The sequence below is a fragment of the Flavobacterium endoglycinae genome (assembly GCF_017352115.1).
Classification (GTDB): Bacteria; Bacteroidota; Bacteroidia; order Flavobacteriales; family Flavobacteriaceae; genus Flavobacterium; species Flavobacterium endoglycinae.
In genome coordinates, this window is the sequence record NZ_CP071448.1 from 2,658,074 (window position 1) to 2,675,796 (window position 17,723).

Consider the following 17,723-nt stretch of genomic DNA (forward strand, 5'->3'; position numbering starts at 1 on the left):
AAAGCCCTTTTCCGCATTATTTATATTTCCATCCAGCTAAAGCTGGACGCTATTCAATTTTTATTAGAAACTTATCTATGTGTGAAAGCAAGCTTTTTCTTTTACCTTTTTTAAAGGAGCGTAATTCTATGCTTCTATGTGTTTGAATGTTTTTTAACGGATTGAAATTGAAATGTTTTAAAAAATTTATTTACGAATAATTATATATCAAATTTAATTTTTAGATTTGTCTAAATTTAATTTTATAATAATGAAATATTTATTTTTGATAATAGTAATAATTTCAACTAAAAGCCTATACTCACAAAATGTCTCCGGAAAAGTAGAAGCATCAATTCCTGATGGTCAGGAAATTAATGTGAGTTTATTAAATACCAACTTTAAAACTCAAACCGATTCTTTGGGGATTTATCGCCTTCAAAATATTCCAAAAGGAACTTACAAAATCCATGTAGTTGCAACTGGATTTAAACCTATAACCCAGAAAATTTTGGTTTTAGAAAATGAAAATTTGAATTTAAATTTTGAATTGGAAGAAGATCAAAATGAATTGAACGAAGTAGTGGTTTCGGGAACTTTAAAACCGGTAAAACGCTTAGAAAGTGCCGTTCCCGTTGAGGTCTATTCGCCGGTTTTCTTCAAGAAAAATCCAACGCCAAGTATTTACGATGCGCTTCAAAACATAAACGGCGTTCGTCCGCAATTGAATTGTGGCGTTTGTAATACAGGCGATATTCATATAAACGGATTAGAAGGTCCGTATACTTTGGTGATGATTGACGGAATGCCTATTGTGAGCAGTCTTTCGACGGTTTATGGTTTATCGGGAATTCCGAATTCTTTGGTCGAAAGAATTGAAATCGTAAAAGGACCTGCGTCATCTCTTTACGGAAGTGAAGCCGTTGGCGGTTTGATTAATATTATTACTAAAAATCCAACCACAGCGCCAACTTTTTCTGCGGATTATTTCACGACTTCTTATTTTGAAAGTAATCTCGATTTGGGAATCAAATTTAATGCAGGGAAAAAAGCGACTTCACTCATCGGAATTAATTATTTTAATTATGATCAGGTTATCGATAAAGACAAAGACAACTTTACGGATGTCACGCTTTCTGAAAGAATCTCAGTATTTAATAAATGGAGTTTCAAACGAAATAACAATCGACTTTTTACGATTGCAGCGCGCGGAATGTACGAAGATCGCTGGGGTGGAGACATTCGTTGGGAAAAGAAATACCGTGGAGGTGACGAAATTTACGGCGAAAGCATTTATACCAAAAGAGCTGAATTAATTGGAAGTTATCAATTGCCATTTGAAGAAAAACTGATGCTTTCGTTCTCTGGAAACGTTCATTATCAAGACAGTCGATATGGAACAACATCGTATATCGCGAATCAGAAAATTGGTTTTTTGCAATTGACTTGGGATAAAAAAATTGGACGAAACGATTTATTGGCGGGAATTGCCAGCCGATATACCTATTATGATGATAATACGCCCGCAACAAAAGATCCAGAAAACACTTGGCTTCCAGGGATTTTTGTGCAGGACGAAATTACGTTTTCTCCAAAAAGCCAGATTTTGCTCGGAATGCGATATGATTACAACTCGATTCACGGTTCTATTTTGACGCCGAGATTTGCGTATCGATTTAAAGCCAACGAAAACACGATTTTTAGATTAAATGCCGGAACTGGATTTCGTGTTGTGAATTTGTTTACCGAAGATCATGCAGCTTTGACAGGTTCGAGAGATGTAATTATTAAAAACGATTTGAAACCTGAAAAGTCGGTAAATGTCAATTTAAATTACATCCAGAAAATCAATTTTGGAAACGGAACTTTTATGGGAATTGAAACGACGGCTTTTTACACGAGATTCAGCAATAAAATCATTTCAGATTACGAAACCAATCCAAACGAAATCATCTATGACAATATTGATGGTTATGCTATAAGTCAAGGAATAAGCACAAATATCGATCTTAATTTTCCGTCGGGATTAAAGTTTATTGTGGGAGCAACGGTTTTAGACAACAAAAATGTCGAAAACGGAATTTCGGAAAAACCTTTTTTGACAGAGAATTTTACGGGAACTTGGAGTGTTTCGTATAAAATCCAGCCTTGGGATTTATCATTGGATTATACCGGAAATGTTTACAGTCCGATGAAATTGCCATTGTTGAGTGAATATGATCCAAGAAGTCCGAAATCGCCTTGGTACAGTATTCAGAATATTCAGTTTACGTATTCAGGTTGGAAAGATTTTGAAGTTTATGGCGGAATTAAAAATCTGCTGAACTTTACACCAAAGCAGAATAATCCGTTTTTGATTTCGAGAACGAATGATCCTTTTGATAAAAATGTGCAGTATGATTCGGCTGGAAAAGTTCTGGTAACGCCTGATAATGCATACGGTTTGACATTTGATACGACTTATGTTTACGGACAAAATCAAACTATTCGAGGATTTTTGGGATTGCGCTATACGTTTAGGTAATTTTATTCGCCACGAATTCACGAATTATTTTAAAAATTGTCTCTAACGCGAAACAGCTAGAAGAAGATACACAAATTACTTTTAATGATTAATCCGTGTAATTTTATGTGGTTGGATCTCTACACAATAATTCGTGAATTCGTGGCTAAAAACAAAAAACAATGAAAAAGCTTCTTCTATTTATTCTTTTCTTCGGAATAACTTCAACAGGATTCTGCCAGTTACAAAGTAGGACTTTTGAGGACGCAGAAAGCTTGCAGCAAATTCAGAAACGAAAAATTATTGTTTTCATTCATACAGATTGGTGCCAATTTTGCCAAAGAATGAAAGCGACAACGTTTAAAAATCAGGAAATTATTCAAAAACTAAACGCTGATTTCTATTTCATTGATTTCAATGCCGAAGAAAAGCGAGATATAAACTTCAATAATCGCATTTTTAAATATCAGCCTTCTGGAAATAATGTAGGCGTTCATGAATTGGCTTTGCAATTAGGAACACAAAATAATCAAATTGTATATCCAATTTTGTGTGTTTTGAATGAGAAAAATGAGATTATCTTTCAGTATTCAAACTATTTATCTCCAAAGGATTTTAAACTGCTTTTAGAAAATCTAGAGAAATAAAATTTTCTTATTTTTGAAAATGAATTCTTCGCAAATCCCACATTTCGATTACATTTTTACCGGTACCGGACTGGCATCTTTAATGACGGTTTATAAAATGGTTTTGTCTGGAAAATTCTCCGATAAATCGATTTTACTGCTTGATCAGGATTCTAAAAAAGCCAATGACAGAACGTGGTGTTTTTGGGAAAAAGAACATTCAATCTGGAATCCAATTATTTCAAAAAAATGGGATTCGGCTTTATTTGCTAATGAAAAGTTTCAACGCGATCTGGATCTCAAACCTTATTCGTACAATAAAATCAACGGATTAGATTTCTATAATTTTGTCTTTGAGGGTATTTCAAATCAAACGAATATTACCTTTCTTAATGAAAAAGTAACCGATATCAACGAACTCGAAACGCACGTTTTTGTTGGAACCGAAGGAAATAGATTTACCTGTAAGTATCTTTTCAACAGCATTTATACAAAGGCTTTCGCCGAAAACCAAAATAAATATCCCGTTTTACAGCAGCATTTTGTGGGCTGGTTTGTAAAAACGAAAGAAGAAATTTTCAATCCGGAAGAAGTTACTTTTATGGATTTTTCGGTTGAACAAAAAGGAAATACAAGGTTTATGTACGTTCTGCCAACTTCTAAAACTGAGGCTTTGGTCGAATATACTTTGTTTTCAGAAAAATTGCTGCCAAAAGAAGAGTACGAAAAAGCCATTGAAAATTATCTTAAGCAATTGGGATCAGATGACTATAAAATTCTCGAAAAAGAGGAGGGAAGTATTCCAATGACGAGTTATCCTTTTTGGGAAAAAAATACCAAACGGGTTTTGAATATTGGTACAGCTGGCGGCTGGACAAAAGCAAGTACGGGTTATACTTTCAAAAATTCAGATAAAAAATCAACTGAACTGGTTAGTTTTATTCAAAATGAAGGATTTAAAATGAAAGACTTCCATAAAAAGAACCGATTTTGGTTGTATGATTTACTGCTTCTGGATATTCTGTATCATCATAACGAATTGGGAAGTTCCATTTTTTCATCTTTATTCCGAAAAGGAAATCCAAAATTGATTTTTAAATTTTTGGATGAAGAAACAAGTTTGGCTGAAGATTTTCAGGTAATTATGAAATGTCCGAAACTGCCTTTTCTAAAAGCATTATTCAGAGTTTTGTTTTAAACGAAATTTTGTTTGCTGTGAAATATTTTTTAATCCATTTCTAAAAAAACCTATTTTAGCTTGATTTTTCTTTCAAAAAAAACAACTCAAAAATAGATAGGATTTGAAAACCATTACTTTAGGATTATTCTTTTTTAGTTTTCTTTCATTCGGACAAGTTTCTACAAACAAAGCACATGATGCCATTATAGAAGAGTTTTTAACCAATTGCGCCGAAAAAAAATACGATTACAATATCGAAATGCAAAAATGGCAAGCCTGTCTTGATGAAGGTTTGAAAAAAGACAGCACCGTTGCTCAATTGTGGCAGCAAAAAGCGATGCCGTATTTTAAATGCAAAAAGTATGAAGTTGGAATGCCTTATCTTGATAAAGCAGTTCTTTATGACAAAGCCGAATGGCTCCCGTACAGAGGTTTTATCAAATGCATCTTTGCCAAAACTTACAAAAGTGCCATAACCGATTTTGAAGAATGCATTAAGCTCTATGGGAATAATTATGTAATGGATCACACGTATGGTTTTTACATTGGATTGTGTTATTTACAATTGAATGAATACGAAAAAGCCGAAAAGTGTTTCGATGATTATGTGAATGAGATTTACAAAAACAGAAGCCAATTGGAACATCCGACTGCGTATTTCTATCAAGCAATTGCTAAGTATGAGCTTCAAAAACTAGATGAAGCAATCACTATTTTTGACAAAGCGCTAAAAATATATCCTGAATTTTCAGATGCAAAGTATTATAAAGCCATCTGCTGGTATAAAAAAGGAAAGCCAAAAGAAGAAATTATGGCTTTGATTAACGAAGGAAAAGAAAATGCCAAGAAAGGATATTCGATTAATGAAGACAATACGGTTTATGAAACCTATCCGTATCAAAAGAAGTTAAGGTAATTACCAATCGAACTATAACAAAACTTTATACTTCAAATTAACGAGTTGCGAGTAAACTTTGTAACTTTGCAGTTCAAAAGTAAAATTTAAAAAATCAAGAATATGTATCCACAAGAAATGGTAAAACCAATGGAGGCTGAATTAACAGCTGCTGGTTTTCAAGATTTACATAGTGCTGAAGCTGTAGAGAATGCAATTAAAGCTGAAGGTACCACATTAGTTGTTGTAAATTCTGTTTGCGGCTGCGCGGCTAGAAATGCACGTCCTGGAGCAAAAATGAGCTTACAAGGAGCTAAAAAACCAGATCATTTAATCACTGTTTTCGCTGGTGTTGACAAAGAAGCTGTTGATGCAGCAAGACAACACATGTTCCCTTTTCCTCCATCATCGCCTTCTATGGCTTTGTTTAAAAACGGAGAATTAGTTCACATGTTAGAGCGTCACCACATCGAAGGGCGCCCAGCTGAAATGATCGCTGAGAATTTACAAGACGCATTTAACGAGTTTTGTTGATTTTTTTAGGTACTGAGGTGCTGAGATACTAAGGTTCTGAGTTTAGGGACAAAGGTTCAAAGTGACAAAGTAATAAAGATTTTAAAAAGCACCAATTGGTGCTTTTTTTATGGACTAAAACTAAAAAACCTTTGTCACTTTGTCACTTTGCAACTTTGAACCTTTTTACCTACTTTTGCAAAAAAATAATTTCTCACTTAAAACTGTTTATAGCATGCAACTGTACAACACTTTGAGCGCAGAAGAAAGAGCCATCATGATCGATGATGCAGGTAAACAACGACTAACGTTGTCTTTCTATGCGTATGCCAAAATTCAAGATCCACAAAAATTTCGTAATGATTTATTCGTAGCCTGGAATGCCCTTGATGCATTAGGCCGAATTTATGTTGCCAGCGAAGGAATAAATGCTCAAATGAGTGTTCCTGCCGAAAATTTTGAAGCTTTTAGAGAAACTCTTGAGGCTTATGATTTCATGAAAGGCATACGATTGAATGTTGCCGTAGAACAAGACGATCATTCCTTTTTAAAATTGACAATCAAAGTGCGTCACAAAATCGTTGCTGACGGTTTAAACGATGACACTTTTGATGTTACTAATATTGGCGTTCACTTGAAAGCCAAAGAATTCAACGAAATCCTTGAAGATCCAAACACAATTGTAGTAGATTTTAGAAATCACTACGAAAGCGAAGTTGGACATTTTAAAGGTGCTATTACTCCAGACGTTGAGACTTTTAGAGAGAGTTTACCAATCATTAACGAACAGCTTAAAGATCATAAAGACGATAAGAATCTGGTAATGTATTGTACGGGAGGAATTCGTTGTGAAAAAGCGAGTGCTTACTTCAAACATCAAGGTTTCAAAAATGTATATCAATTAGAAGGTGGAATCATCAACTATGCGAAACAATTGAAAGAAGAAGGTTTAGAAAGCAAATTCATTGGTAAAAACTTCGTATTCGATAATCGTCTGGGCGAAAGAATCACAGATGATATCATTTCGCAATGCCATCAATGCGGAAAACCTTGCGATAACCACACCAACTGCGAAAATGACGGATGCCATTTATTGTTTATTCAGTGTGACGAATGTAAAGCGGCAATGGAAAACTGCTGTTCTACAGAATGTTTAGAAATCATTCACATGCCTTTAGTTGATCAAGTTCGTTTGAGAACTGGAAAACAGGTTGGAAATAAAGTGTTCAGAAAGGGAAAATCTGAAAACTTGAAATTCAAACACTCAGGAGATTTGCCTGAAACTGCTTTGGCAACTGCACAAAAACAAGCCGATATTCGTCAGAAAGTAAAAGTAAAGAAAGTACTTCTTGGAAAAGCAGAACATTATTACGTAAAAGCACAAGTTGGACAATTTACTGTAGAAAATCACGAATTAAATGTTGGTGATAAAATCCTTATTTCGGGTCCAACGACAGGAGATCAGGAATTGATTATGGATAAAATCATCGTGAATGGTACAGAAACTCAATCTGCTAAAATTGGTGATAAAGTTACTTTTGAAGTTCCATTTCGCATTCGTTTGTCAGATAAAGTTTATAAAATTGTAAATTAGCGGTTTTTAAACCCTAGTTTACAATGTCGCATTCTTTTTCCAAATTATGGATTCATGCCATTTGGGCAACCAAAAATCGTACGGAATTAATTGATTATTCAATTGAAAAAAAGATATACAATTATATCCATGATGAATTAATTGAACTCGGTTGTCCAGTTAGAATCATAAATGGAATGCCTGATCATGTGCATGTTTTGTTTTTACTAAATCCGCAAAAATCTATTTCGGATGTAATTCGTCAAGCTAAAGGCGGTTCTTCTCATTGTATAAATGGAGAAAATCTAATTCCTGAAAAATTCGCCTGGCAAAAGGGCTATGCTGCTTTTGCGGTAAGCGAATCCCAGCTTGATGTTGTTTATAATTATATTAAAAATCAAAAACAGCATCATTTGAAAAAGAATGGCCAGCAGGAATTTGATGAATTTGTAAAACTTCATGGGTTTGAAAATTCAACCAACCTGTAAATAAAAAATCACCATATTTTTTTAGAACATAGCCCACGGTTTCAACCGTGGGAAACGTATTGTTACGCAATGATGATGATTTGCATTGTGTACCCACGGTTGAAACCGTGGGCTATATTTGATAAAGATTAGCGACAATCATGGGCATAGAAAATGGTTTTTCGTGGCCTGCTACGAAATAATTTTTAAAATAAAGACCATGATAAAAATCATAGGAATCCAATCTACACCCACATTATTTTTGTCAATTTTTAGATAACTGAATTCTAAAAACATCATTGGAATAATAAAATCAAAAATGACAATTAACAATACAATCGAACTCATGGCTCCCGCTGGGAACTTTGAGTCGCTTCAGGCTGCTTTAGATAATGGCTGTGATTCTGTATATTTTGGTGTTGAGCAACTCAACATGCGTGCAAGAGCGACAGTGAATTTTACAATCGGAGATTTAAAAGAAATTGCCAATCGCTGCGAAGCCCAAAACGTTCGAAGCTATCTGACTTTAAACACGATTATTTACGATCACGATTTATCAGTTGTAAAAACAGTATTGAATAAAGCAAAAGAGGCCAATATTACCGCAGTAATCGCATCCGATCAAGCTGTAATTGCCATGGCAAGATCGATTGGAATGGAAGTTCATATTTCGACACAACTGAATGTTACCAATATAGAAACCATTAAATTCTATAGTTTATTTGCCGATACCATGGTTTTAAGCCGTGAATTGAGTTTGCGACAAGTAAAGAAAATAACGGAACAAATTGAAAAAGAACAAATCAAAGGACCAAACGGAAATTTAGTAGAAATCGAAATTTTTGGTCACGGCGCTTTATGTATGGCAGTTTCAGGAAAATGTTATTTGAGTTTGCATTCGCATAATTCCTCTGCGAATCGCGGGGCGTGCAAACAAAACTGCCGAAAAAAATATACCGTTATCGATCAGGAAACAGGTTTTGAAATCGAATTGGATAATGAATATATGATGTCACCTAAGGATTTATGTACCATCGACTTTTTAGATCAAGTAATTGATTCTGGAATTAAGGTTTTAAAAATCGAAGGACGCGGACGTGCGCCTGAATATGTAGCAACAGTCATCAAAACTTATCGAGAAGCTATTGATGCGTATTACGACGGTACTTTCTCTAAAGAGAAAACCGCAGTTTGGATGGAAGCTTTAAATACAGTCTACAATCGTGGTTTCTGGTCGGGATATTATTTGGGACAAGAATTAGGAGAGTGGAGCGATATTCCAGGATCTGCAGCGACGCAGAAAAAGGTTTATGTGGGTAAAGGAACACATTATTTCCCAAAAGCCGAAATTGGACAATTCAAAATTGAAGCTTACGATATTAAAGTCGGTGATAAAATTTTGGTAACAGGGCCAAGTACAGGTGCTCAAGAAATGATTATTGACGAAATGTTCGTGAACGATTTCTCAGCAGAAAAAGCAACAAAAGGAGACGATTGTACTTTCAAAGTGCCATTCAGAATCAGAATGTCGGACAAACTCTATAAAATTGTTGAATCGTAATGGTTATTATCACTTTACAGAGAGATAAATGCATTGGCTGTAATTACTGCGTCGAAATGGATCCAGTTCATTTTCAAATGTCGAAAAAAGATGGAAAATCGGTTTTACTTCATTCGCAGCATGCCAAAGGCTTTTTTACTTTAAAATCGCCAAATCATGCGATTGTAGAAAGTTGCGAATTGGCTGCAAAAGCTTGTCCGGTTAAGATTATTACGGTTAAGGAAACTTAGAGGTCATTATAAAAGAAAAGAGTCGCAACTTGCGACTCTTTTTATGTCACTTAAACTAATCTTCTGCAACTTCCAGTTCGTCAAAATCTTTGATTTCAGATAATTTAATCAATTTTGTTCGATTGATTTTTGATTCAGTTTTTTCAAAAATTTCCTCACCATCATAAGTGTTTTCGTTGACATTTTGGTTTACAATCTTTTTTCGGGTTAAGAAATTGATGCTGGTTTGTGTGAGAGTAACAGGACCGTGATTACTGCTGGCATCATAACCAATTAACTCTAAATCATTGTTTTGAAATCTGAAAGTATATTGCCAATAGCCATATCTTCCGTGTGCGTAATTGATAAAGAGTTTGTTGTTTTTTATCTCAACGTATAATTCAGGTGCATAATAAACGCCGCCTTCTTCGTTTTCAGATGAAAAACAATCGTAATTTTTTAAAGCTAGTTCGTAATTGTTGTTTTTGTTTAAAAGCACCAATATTCCTCTTCGGTTGCGATCTAGTTTACCACGGTATTCATCTGTAATGATTTTACTTTTATCAGTGCCTTTAATAATCAGTACACAATCTTCGATATTGTCTTTGTTGAGGTCGCCATAAATAGTATCAAATAAGACATAATTTTTAGGCAGGAAATCAGAAAGTTCTCTTTTGGTTTCAACGGGAGATTCTTCCACTTCAGGGATTTCTTTTAAATCGACAACTTCAGTTTTAGTAGATTCAGTTTTGCTTTTAGAATCTTTACAACTTGTGTTAAGAAATACAGAGACAATGGCAAGTATAAAGAATAAGTATTTTTTTATCATATTGTGAAATTTAGATTTCATTAAACGGAGTGTTTTTATATCGATCAAAATACGAATTTTCATCCATTATTTCTCCTTTTGAAATCTGTTCAACGATCTTTTGCTGAAATTCAATTTCTTCTTTCAACAGATTGTTCCAATATTGAGGATTTTCAGAAAAGTTTTGATAGTAATCGAGAATGTCAATTAACAATAGAAAATTGTATACTGCATGTTCTGGTTTTTCCGCTGAATTGATACAATTTTCAAGGCCGCTGATTATGTTGATTTCCATGATTTCGAGTTCTTCAAAATCATCTGCATACGGATCTATAGAGATAGAATAATTTTTTAAAGCATCTTTGAAATATTGAAGATTGTTATTCTCTACATCATTCAGTAATGTATCTTCTTGAATTTTAATTTTTAAATGATGTTCGATACATTCCGCAGTTTCGGGCAATAGAAAATAGAGCCGAATAAAAGCTTTACCTATACTTTTCCTTTGACTACTATCAAGTTGCTTTAGCTTGTCTTCTAAAAAAGCGGTATGCTTCGAAATTATGGATACAATATCAAACATCGTTTTTATATTTTATATTTTCAATCTATCAATTAAAGTTTCTTTCCATTGAATGCTTGGGCACTTTTTAAGCAGATTTTCATATTTATCAATCAATTTTCTTAAATAGTGATTCCGTCAAATGCAGTAAAGTTCATTCTAGACATTCCGATCGTGTGAATGTATCCTTATAAGTTGTTAGCGCAGATTTGTAATCCGTGCCCGCAACTGCAAGACACACAATGTAACTATCGAATCGAAAACAAAGCAATCTATAGGGGCACGAATTGCAAATCCGCGCGAACGGACTACTTCAGTATTATTCTTTTTACGCTTTTTAAACATTTATTTATCTTTTAATTTATTTAATAAACCTTGTTCTTTCTTTCCTAAAGGTCTTATTTGTTCGGCGTTTTTTAAGCTTTCAATTGCTTTAGTTATACTTGTCAGCTTAGATTTTTCAGTTTTGTCTGTATTTGATTTAGCTATTAACTTATTGGCTTGTTCTATAAACTTTTGATACGTTTTCCAATCTTTTGGTGTAAGATGTGCAAATGGATCATTTTTTTGAGGTCTTGGTTTTATGTAATCTTTGGCAAAATCGATTTCTTCCTGCGTTGCAACTTTAGAATTAAAAGGCTCAAAATTTGCAAAATCATCAGCATTATTTTCAAACCATAGTTTTGCTTTTTCAGAAAAGAAAGCATAACCCGCACCCTCACTATTGAAAATGTCACTTCCTGTCCATGAATTTTCAATAATAAATAGATCTTGCCTGCTAGAAATATTTCTTTCTTTTCGACCTGTTAGTGTTTTGTTGTTTAGTTTTAAACACCAAATTTTTTCCATTTTTTCAGCAGTTTCTGGACTATGTTTTCGGCTAAGAATATAATTTTCTGGTTCGCCACCATTTGGATATATTTTAGGGTCTTCAGTATCTAAATCCCACTTTGTCCAATCTAAATTGACAATTTTATGAAAAACGGTTTCTTGATATTCAAAGCCTTTTAAATCTGACTTCTCTAATTTTTGTTTGAACGTGTCGGAAATTAAAATCATCTTTGCCCAAGTGTAAACCGGTGGTACAAATGGTCCTGTGCGTTCTATTAAAATTTTGGATTCATCTTTTTCGTCAGGATAAGCATAACCGACAAGCAAGGTGTCGCCATAATCTCCCCAAGGCATTTCTTTATTTTTAAAAATGTAAAAGTTCATGTTAATTCTATTATATGATAACTCTTAAATACATAACAACTTTCGGAAACCATCCGATCGTGTGAATATATCCCTATAAGTTGTTAGCGCGGATTTGTAATCCGTGCCCGCAACTGCAAGACACACAATGTAATTATCGAATCGAAAACAAACCAATCTATACGGGCACGGATTGCAAATCCGCGCGAACGGATAAAAATATCATTATAGTAAATGTTCCAAATTTTTATATTCTTCTATGGCATGTTGCTGCTGTGATTTCCTTTTTCTTTGTGAAAATAAAGTATTGCCAATAATCCAATCAGGAATTAGGTTTAAGAATTTTAGTTTAAAACCTACATGGAGCTGATGATGAACTATAGTTGCCTCCTTAGAAATGCTTTCCAAACCAATAGTAAGACATATAGGATAGAAATAAAGCGCCCGCATTTTTACTAATTTGTTTTCGGTTATTTCAATTATTCGCCACTTAAAATTTACAACAGTCTGGTCAACAATTTCTTTGAAATAAAGAATACTACCGATTTCTTGTTCATTTCTTTTAATTACTGTAAAATCTTTATGAGCAGAATGCCATTTACAGTATTTTTCTTTGTCAAGATTAAGCAGAAATTCATAAATAAAATCAGCACTTTTTTTTACTTGTATATTTGTCGTTAATTGAATCATTTTTGTCGTATTAAAAAGCGATAAATTTACCCTTTCAAAACCTTACTTTTCTCAACCTCAAATTCTTCCGAAGTTAAAATACCAGCATCCAAAAGTTCTTTTAAATCCAGTAATGCTTTTTTCTTCGCTTCCATTGAATTCCCTGTATCGGCTTTTGGTGCTTCTGTTTGTGAGGATGTGTGTATTGGATTTACAACTGTTCCAGAAGGAGCATATCTTAAAATTAGTTCTGTAATTTCATTGAAACCTTTTACGTTTGAGTAATCAATCGCTTTTTGTTCTTTTACGTTTACAATTGAAGCATCGGCATTATTGTCTAATAAAAATTTCACCACATCTTTCTTCCCGTTGGCAGCACTGTAATGCAATGGCGTATTTCCAGATTCGTCTTGAATGTTAATGTCTGCTCCAGCTTCGATCAAAAGTTTTACCATACTAAGATTTCCTTTTTTCGTTGCAACGTGCAGCAGACTTTCTCCGCCATAGCTATACGAACTGTTTAATGAAAAACTAGATTCATTGGAAATGTTTGTAGCTGTTACAATCCAATCCAAATAATCATTCATAGATGAAGTGTCTTGAGCGACAGGTTTGCTGTAATTTACATCAACTCCGTTTTCAAGGAACAAAGCGACAATTTCTTTTTGATTATTTGCACATGCATACCAAATAGGAGAATATCCATTGTTGTTTGATGTGAACACATCGGCACCTCTTTCTACCAATAATTTGGCAAGCATTCGGTTGGTTTCGTAGCAAGCAATTAAAAGCGCATTTTCACCAGCATGATTGACATGATTTATGTCGGCGCCATTATCCAAAAGCAAAGTCACCATCGGAATCGATTTGGTATAACAAGCGTATAACAAAGGTGTATTTCCTTGTTTGTCGGTTACATTGATATCGGCACCTTTGTCTAAAAGCAGTTGAATAATTTCTCTATTTAATTTTGCTGAAGCCAATAGTAACGGAGTTTCTCCATTGTTATTCAGTAAATTAACATCGACTCCTGCTTCAAGCAACTTTGTTGCAATTTCTACTTGAGCCGTTTGAACTACCAAATGCAAGAGGCTGTTTCCATATTTATCGTTCTTGGTAATTTCTGCACCTTTTTCTAATAGAAACAAAGCGGTTTGCTTTTGTTTCTGCAGACAAGCAAAGAACAAAGGCGTTTCTCCTTGGTGGTCTTCGTAGTTAATATCAGCTCCGTCTTCGGTTAGGATTTTTACAATATCGAGATAACCGCGGTGTGCCGCATAATGAAGAGCCGTTCTTCCTTGTTCATCTGTATATTTTACATCTACTTCTTTATTTTGAAGCAGTATTTCGGCTATTTTTCTGTTGCCATTTTCGCAGGCAACTATAAATGACATTGACATGTATAGATATTTTTAAAGTAAATAATCGTTTTTATTGTTTCATTAAAAGTTCAACCGTTTTAATCTTCAGGTTGTCGCCAGAAGCAAGCATCAAAGCCGTTTCGTCTTTGTCGTTGGTGATTTCTTTATCAGCGCCGTTTTCAAGAAGTAATTTAACTTTTCGATAAGTCTCTTTTGCGGCTTCAGCATCGTAATTTACATTATACGCACAGACTTTGTGTAAAATAGTGTTTCCTTGATTGTCTTGTTCGTTAACATCAATTGAACCGCTGTCAAGAACCGACTTTAGAATGCCCGATTTTTTCTCTGAAATATAATCTACACCCGATTTCGGATTTCCATAATATTCAGCGCAATGATTTAAATCAGCTCCATCTGATAATAATCTTTGCAACGAATTTAGATCGTATTCAGAATCAGACATCATTCTGATAAACTCTGTAAGTAAAGTTTTTCCGTTTTTATTGATTCTATTAAAAACGGCTGATGATGATTCTGCTAAAAGTTCGTACATCGGAAACGAAAACTGTTCAGCTGTAGCATAATAAAAAGCGCTGTTCTCTTGGTTATCAGTTTCATTAGGATCTGCACCGTTTTCAACTAAAAAAGTTAAAAGATCCTTTCGGGTTCTTTTAACTGCGCACATTAAAGGCGTTGTGCCTACAATATTTTTCTCATTGATATCAACGCCATTATCAATTAGAATGGTAATGTATTCTTTTACTTTTTCTGCATCCAAACCATAAGTGTTTAAGATCGTATATATGAAATTTTCACCTGCATTGTTCTTATACTGCGTGTTAGCTCCAAAATCATCAACTAAAACTTTAACTATTTTTGGCGAAGTTCCTTTTTCAAAAAAATAACCAAGCAACGTTTTGTCGCTTATTTCGTCGTTAATGTTGTCGATTTTTGACATAACTTCTTTGAAAAAAGCAATCGATTCGTCGTCGTCTTTTAAATATAACGTTAACGGTTTAAAAATTGACTGATCAAAATTGTCCAATTCGTAAATATCGGTTTCAATAAAACCCGCTTTTATCAGCTTTTCGATAAAGTCAATTTCTTTCGCTTCAATAATTTTGGCAGCTATCTGCGAAAAATTGTTTTTAAGATATTGTTCGTTAAATTTCTCTCCGTTGTTTAGGCATTCTCTAGCCTCGTCAAATTTTCCCTGAAAAAGGAAACTTTCAATTTGGTTTGTCATTTGAAATATATTTAAAAATGAATGATAATTTTATTGCGGTTTGGTGCGCAATTGCTGCCTTTCCAAACGATGCTGTAAGATAAAACATAAAAATTACAAATATATTTCAGTATAAAAAGTTAAAAAGGCTTTTTACGGCATAAAATGAACAGAATAAGGTATTTTACAAAAAAGATGCTAATTAAGAACCGTATGTTTTGCCTACTTTTTTCATTAAATCCGAACTCATGGTTTGGTAATTTTCGTGATTTTGCACCGAGTTTAAAAAGTGAAGTGATAATAATGTCTTTTCTTGTATGACCTCTATACGTCATAAAACGAGTAGAATAAGTTTTTTTTAAACTCGTTATATTAGAAAAATGAGAAAAATTTAAAGCAGAATTTTTAAATTGTAATTTTTTTGAAATCATTACATTTTTTATTTAACAACCCTTTAGAATTAATCTATAAATAGCCAAATAAAAAAAATACTATCTTTACCGATCAAACGTTTATGAACTTAAGCTGTATTTTGGCAGCACTACATATATAATTATGGCATGTACAAGTTGTTCAACCTCAGATGGTGGCGCACCAAAGGGTTGTAAAAATAATGGGACTTGCGGCACCGATAGCTGCAATAAATTGACGGTTTTTGACTGGCTCGCAAACATGAGTCCGTCTAATGGTGAGGCGATTTTTGATTGTGTTGAGGTACGTTTTAAAAACGGACGTAAGGAATTTTTTAGAAATTCAGAGAAATTAACTTTAAGTATTGGTGACATTGTAGCAACTGTTGCTTCACCAGGACATGATATTGGAATTGTAACTCTTACAGGCGAATTGGTAAAGATTCAAATGAAGAAAAAAGGAGTGAATTACGAAAGTAACGACGTTCCAAAAATTTATAGAAAAGCATCTCAAAAAGATATCGATATCTGGTCTGTAGCGCGCGATCGTGAAGAACCAATGAAAGTTCGTGCACGTGAATTAGCGATTCAGCATAAATTGGAAATGAAAATTTCGGATATTGAATTTCAAGGCGACGGATCTAAAGCGACTTTTTATTACACAGCAAATGACCGTGTCGATTTTAGAATGCTGATTAAAGATTTTGCGAAAGAATTCAGTACCAGAGTCGAAATGAAACAAGTTGGTTTCCGTCAGGAAGCCGCTCGTTTAGGTGGAGTTGGTTCTTGCGGACGTGAACTTTGCTGTTCGACTTGGCTGACCGATTTTAGAAGTGTAAATACTTCTGCAGCACGTTATCAGCAATTATCATTGAATCCGCAGAAATTAGCCGGACAATGCGGAAAGTTAAAATGCTGTCTGAACTATGAGTTAGACACTTACATGGACGCATTGAAAGATTTTCCGGATTACGATACAAAACTAATTACAGAAAAAGGCGATGCAGTTTGCCAGAAACAGGATATTTTTAAAGGATTAATGTGGTTTGCTTATACCAACAATTTTGCAAATTGGCACGTTTTAAAAATCGATCAGGTAAAAGAAATTATTGCCGAGAATAAACAGAAAAATAAAGTTTCTTCTTTAGAAGATTTTGCAATTGAAGTTACTTCAGAACCTGAAAAAGACTTTAACAACGCAATGGGTCAGGAAAGTTTAACTCGTTTTGACCAGCCAAAAAGAAAGAAAAAACCAAACCGCAAACGCAAACAAACTGCTGAAACAGCTGGTGTTGCTACTCCGGCAAAACCACAGCAGGAAAAAAATACAAATACCGCTAAACCAGCAGGAAATAATAATCCGAACAATGGTAATGCGAATAAGCCAAACAATCCAAATAAACAAAATCATAAGAAGAAGCACAATTCGAATAAAAACAATCCGAATAAGCAGAACTCAAATGAAAATAAATCGGCTGAACCTAGAAAACCAATAACGAATACTAAAAATGAGAATAAAAAATAGCGGGATTCTTCTTTTGGCAGCAATACTTCTTTTTTCATGCGATAAAAAAAGAGTATTTGATGAGTACAAATCTGTTGGAAGTGCTTGGCACAAAGACAGTGTGGTAACTTTTAACCTGCCGGTTTTGGATTCTACGAAAAAATACAACCTGTTTGTAAATGTAAGGGACAACAACAATTATCCATTCAATAATTTATTTTTGATTGTTGCCATGGAAACGCCAAGCGGTTTTACCAAAGTCGATACTTTAGAATACCAAATGGCAAATCCCGACGGAACGCTTATGGGAAATGGATTTACGGACATAAAAGAAAGTAAACTTTTCTATAAAGAAGACGTGAAATTTAGAGGAAAATACAAAGTACATATCAAACAAGCTGTTAGAGAATCTGGAAAAATTCCAGGTGTACAAGCTTTGGAAGGTATTACAGACGTAGGTTTTAGAATAGAACAAAAAGATTAG

17 protein-coding genes are annotated in these 17,723 nt (G+C 34.1%); 11 read left to right on the plus strand and 6 right to left on the minus strand.

The annotated features are described in order from the left end of the window. The first annotated feature begins 250 nt into the window (after positions 1-250). From J0383_RS11600 to J0383_RS11640, 9 genes are all read left to right on the plus strand, one after another. Complete coding sequence (locus tag J0383_RS11600) at positions 251-2,503, plus strand: TonB-dependent receptor (RefSeq protein ID WP_207298538.1); 2,253 nt, start codon at positions 251-253, stop codon at positions 2,501-2,503. A gap of 161 nt (positions 2,504-2,664) precedes the next feature. Beyond that, positions 2,665-3,129 carry a thioredoxin family protein gene (locus J0383_RS11605; RefSeq protein WP_207298539.1) on the plus strand — a complete coding sequence of 155 codons (465 nt, stop codon included), beginning with the start codon at positions 2,665-2,667 and terminating at the stop codon, positions 3,127-3,129. 19 nt (positions 3,130-3,148) lie between these two features. After that, positions 3,149-4,306: a lycopene cyclase family protein gene (locus J0383_RS11610; protein ID WP_207298540.1), complete on the plus strand. Its 1,158-nt coding sequence runs from the start codon at positions 3,149-3,151 to the stop codon at positions 4,304-4,306. 103 nt (positions 4,307-4,409) lie between these two features. Beyond that, on the plus strand, positions 4,410-5,204 hold the full coding sequence (locus J0383_RS11615; protein WP_207298541.1) for a tetratricopeptide repeat protein: 795 nt from the start codon (positions 4,410-4,412) through the stop codon (positions 5,202-5,204). 102 nt (positions 5,205-5,306) lie between these two features. Further along, on the plus strand, positions 5,307-5,717 hold the full coding sequence (locus J0383_RS11620; RefSeq protein ID WP_163396277.1) for a BrxA/BrxB family bacilliredoxin: 411 nt from the start codon (positions 5,307-5,309) through the stop codon (positions 5,715-5,717). A 214-nt stretch (positions 5,718-5,931) separates the two neighbouring features. Next, positions 5,932-7,290: an oxygen-dependent tRNA uridine(34) hydroxylase TrhO gene (gene trhO, locus J0383_RS11625; RefSeq protein WP_207298542.1), complete on the plus strand. Its 1,359-nt coding sequence runs from the start codon at positions 5,932-5,934 to the stop codon at positions 7,288-7,290. A gap of 23 nt (positions 7,291-7,313) precedes the next feature. After that, entirely contained in the window at positions 7,314-7,757 is a 444-nt protein-coding gene (tnpA, locus tag J0383_RS11630) for an IS200/IS605 family transposase (RefSeq protein WP_207298543.1), read from the plus strand. A gap of 298 nt (positions 7,758-8,055) precedes the next feature. Continuing rightward, the gene (locus tag J0383_RS11635) at positions 8,056-9,297 is read left to right on the plus strand and encodes a peptidase U32 family protein (protein ID WP_207298544.1); all 1,242 of its coding nucleotides are present in this window, start codon (positions 8,056-8,058) and stop codon (positions 9,295-9,297) included. Further along, the gene (locus J0383_RS11640) at positions 9,297-9,527 is read left to right on the plus strand and encodes a ferredoxin (RefSeq protein ID WP_207298545.1); all 231 of its coding nucleotides are present in this window, start codon (positions 9,297-9,299) and stop codon (positions 9,525-9,527) included. Before J0383_RS11635 ends, J0383_RS11640 begins: the two co-directional genes overlap by 1 nt. A gap of 55 nt (positions 9,528-9,582) precedes the next feature. On the opposite strand, the gene J0383_RS11645 is transcribed toward J0383_RS11640, so the two are convergent. The 6 genes from J0383_RS11645 to J0383_RS11670 all read right to left on the minus strand — a co-directional run bounded on the left by J0383_RS11645 (position 9,583) and on the right by J0383_RS11670 (position 15,346). Then, positions 9,583-10,335, minus strand: a complete 753-nt coding sequence (locus J0383_RS11645; protein WP_207298546.1) for a hypothetical protein — start codon at positions 10,333-10,335, stop codon at positions 9,583-9,585. A 10-nt stretch (positions 10,336-10,345) separates the two neighbouring features. After that, positions 10,346-10,897, minus strand: coding sequence for a hypothetical protein (locus J0383_RS11650; protein WP_207298547.1), 552 nt, complete (start codon positions 10,895-10,897; stop codon positions 10,346-10,348). 324 nt (positions 10,898-11,221) lie between these two features. Next, positions 11,222-12,091: a hypothetical protein gene (locus tag J0383_RS11655; protein WP_207298548.1), complete on the minus strand. Its 870-nt coding sequence runs from the start codon at positions 12,089-12,091 to the stop codon at positions 11,222-11,224. Positions 12,092-12,295: 204 nt separating this feature from the next. Continuing rightward, the gene (locus J0383_RS11660; protein ID WP_207298549.1) at positions 12,296-12,760 is read right to left on the minus strand and encodes a hypothetical protein; all 465 of its coding nucleotides are present in this window, start codon (positions 12,758-12,760) and stop codon (positions 12,296-12,298) included. A 26-nt stretch (positions 12,761-12,786) separates the two neighbouring features. Further along, complete coding sequence (locus J0383_RS11665; protein ID WP_207298550.1) at positions 12,787-14,139, minus strand: ankyrin repeat domain-containing protein; 1,353 nt, start codon at positions 14,137-14,139, stop codon at positions 12,787-12,789. A 31-nt stretch (positions 14,140-14,170) separates the two neighbouring features. After that, positions 14,171-15,346, minus strand: a complete 1,176-nt coding sequence (locus tag J0383_RS11670; protein WP_207298551.1) for an ankyrin repeat domain-containing protein — start codon at positions 15,344-15,346, stop codon at positions 14,171-14,173. 534 nt (positions 15,347-15,880) lie between these two features. Between J0383_RS11670 and J0383_RS11675 the strand changes: the two genes are divergently transcribed. Further along, positions 15,881-17,260: a PSP1 domain-containing protein gene (locus J0383_RS11675; RefSeq protein ID WP_207298552.1), complete on the plus strand. Its 1,380-nt coding sequence runs from the start codon at positions 15,881-15,883 to the stop codon at positions 17,258-17,260. Continuing rightward, on the plus strand, positions 17,244-17,723 hold the full coding sequence (locus J0383_RS11680; RefSeq protein WP_207298553.1) for a gliding motility lipoprotein GldH: 480 nt from the start codon (positions 17,244-17,246) through the stop codon (positions 17,721-17,723). Before J0383_RS11675 ends, J0383_RS11680 begins: the two co-directional genes overlap by 17 nt.